The organism is Bradyrhizobium genomosp. III (assembly GCF_000261705.1).
Taxonomy (GTDB): Bacteria; Pseudomonadota; Alphaproteobacteria; order Rhizobiales; family Xanthobacteraceae; genus Bradyrhizobium; species Bradyrhizobium ottawaense.
This window is the reverse complement of record NZ_AJQF01000240.1, coordinates 1-2,125: the sequence shown is the minus strand read 5'-3', so window position 1 is coordinate 2,125 and position 2,125 is coordinate 1. Positions and strand designations below refer to the sequence as shown.

At 66.4% G+C, this 2,125-nt stretch carries 1 protein-coding gene; it reads left to right on the top strand.

The features are described from left to right. Positions 1 to 73: 73 nt before the first annotated feature. Positions 74 to 2,125, top strand: a 2,052-nt coding sequence (locus tag IC66_RS0120880) for a TRAP transporter permease (RefSeq protein ID WP_038948877.1), incomplete at its 3' end; no start/stop codon positions are given.

Here is a 2,125-nt window from a genome sequence, read left to right as displayed (position 1 = left end):
CCCCCCCGGCCATGACGGTGTGGGTGAGCAATGTCTCGATGTTATAAGCGCCACAGGGCTGAGGACGAATAAGATGCTGGAAAAGGCTGAGGCCACCGAGACCCCTATCAAGGTCGAGTTCGACAATTTCGAGCACGGTTTCCCGGACGGTTTCGGTCCGGGCTGGTGGGGGCAACTCGCCTATTGGATCGGCATCGCCTTCGCCACCTTCCAGCTCTATGTCGCCGCCTTCAACTATCTGCCGAGCCAGGTGGTGCGCGGCGTCCATGTCGGCTTCCTCGTTCTGCTCACCTTCGGCCTGATCGCCAACTTCACCGCGAAGAGCAATGCCGGCCGCGCGCTCGGCTGGGTGATCGGCGGCGCCGGCTTCCTGTGCGGGCTCTACCAGTGGATATTCTACGCCGATCTGATCGCGCGCGACGGCGACCCGACCCGGCTTGATCTCGTGGTCGGCACGGTGCTGGCGGTGCTGATCTTCGAGGGCACGCGGCGCCTGATGGGCGCGGCGCTGCCGCTGATGTGCGGCGCCTGCCTCGTCTACTGGTTCTTCGGCCAGTACCTGCCGTCGCCGCTCAACCATCGCGGCTACGATTTCGACCAGATCGTCACGCATCTGTCGTTCGGCACCGAGGGCTTCTACGGCGTGCCGATCTACGTGTCGGCGACCTACATCTTCCTGTTCATCCTGTTCGGTTCGTTCCTGGAGCGCGCCGGCATGATCCAGCTGTTCACCGACGTTTCGCTCGGCCTGTTCGGCCGCACCCGCGGGGGACCTGCGAAAGTCGCGGTGTTCGCCTCGGGCATGATGGGCACGATCTCCGGCTCTGGCGTCGCCAATGTCGTGACCGTCGGCCAGTTCACGATTCCCCTGATGATCAGGTTCGGCTATCGCCGCGCCTTCGCCGCCGGCGTCGAGGCCACGGCCTCGATGGGCGGGCAGATCATGCCGCCGGTGATGGGCGCGGTCGCCTTCATCATGGCCGAGACGCTCGGCGTGCAATATTCCGAGATCGTCAAGGCGGCGGCCATTCCCGCGATCCTCTATTTCGCGTCCGCGTTCTGGATGGTGCATCTGGAAGCCGGCAAGCACGGCCTCGTCGGCATGAAGCGCTCGGAAATCCCGAGCGCCTGGAGGGCACTGGTGACGCGCTGGTACCTCGTGCTGCCGCTCGCCGCCCTCGTCTACATGCTGTTCGAGGGCTTTACGCCGCTCTATGCCGGCAGCATGGGCCTCGCGCTGACGGTGGCGCTGATCCTCGGCACCGCCATCACCACGGGCGCCTCCTCGAACGTGATCCGCACCATCTTCTGGATCGGCCTTGCGCTCGTCGTCGCCGCGCTCTCGCGGGACGGCCTCAAGATCGTGCCGGTCGCGAGCGTCGTGGTCGGGCTGATCGTGATCACCGCCTTCGTGCGCGGCGGCTTTGCGGCGCTGCGCGCCTGCCGCGACGCGCTGGCCGAGAGCGCCAAATCCGCCATCACCGTCGGCATGGCCTGCGCCATCGTCGGCGTCATCATCGGCATGATGTCGCAGACCGGCGTCGGCACCATCTTCGGCGGCTGGGTGATCGGGCTCGGCGAGAAGAGCCTGTTCCTGGCGCTGATCATGACCATGCTGCTGTCGATCCTGCTCGGCACCGGCATCCCGACCATCCCGACCTACATCATCACCGCCGCGCTCGCCGCGCCCGCTCTGGCCAAGTTAGGGGTGCCCTTGATCGCGAGCCACATGTTCGCGTTCTACTACGGCATCATGGCCGACCTCTCGCCGCCGGTGGCGCTGGCGGCGCTCGCGGCGGCGCCGATCGCGAAGGAGAACCCGGACAAGATCGGCTGGGAGGCGATGCGCATCGCGCTGGCCGGCTACGTCATCCCCTTCATCTTCGTCTATTCCCCGGCCTTGATGCTGCAGGCCGGCGACCCCATGGCGGCAAAGCTCGGCTTCTACGGCGCGGTCGCGCTCGCGACCGTCAAGGCGTTGGTGGCGATCGGCCTGTTCGGCATGGTCGCGATCGGCTTCCTGTTCACCCGGCTGACGCTGATCGAGCGCCTGGTCGCGCTCGGCGCCGCGTTCTGCCTGCTCGGCGAATTCCCGTTCAGCGACACCGCGGGCTTCGTGCTCGCT